We start from the raw sequence: 227 nt of genomic DNA, 5'->3' as shown, positions 1-227 counted from the left end.
GCTCCGCAGACGGAGACGGAAATACGCCTGAGTGAAATTTGGCAGCAGGTGTTGGGTTTAGAAAAAGTAGGTATCACCGATAGCTTCTTTGAGCTTGGCGGCCATTCACTGTTGGCAACTAAGCTGGTGGCCAGAATTAATGAAACTTTTGCAATTAACTTCCCTATCAAGGCTTTTTTCGAGCACAACACCATAGAAAAGCAGGCAAAACTTATAGGAAACAACTT

The 227-nt window shown here is 44.1% G+C and carries 1 protein-coding gene; it reads left to right on the top strand.

Features of this window, described 5'->3' with window-relative positions; all coding sequences use genetic code 11:
- Positions 1-227 (top strand): phosphopantetheine-binding protein (locus tag CWC11_RS21465; protein WP_138684219.1); only part of this gene is annotated, 227 nt, incomplete at both ends.

The sequence above is a fragment of the Pseudoalteromonas sp. S3178 genome (genome assembly GCF_005886985.1).
Lineage (GTDB): Bacteria > Pseudomonadota > Gammaproteobacteria > Enterobacterales > Alteromonadaceae > Pseudoalteromonas > Pseudoalteromonas carrageenovora.
The sequence above is the reverse complement of the archived record's forward strand: the minus strand, read 5'-3'. Positions and strand labels throughout refer to the sequence as shown.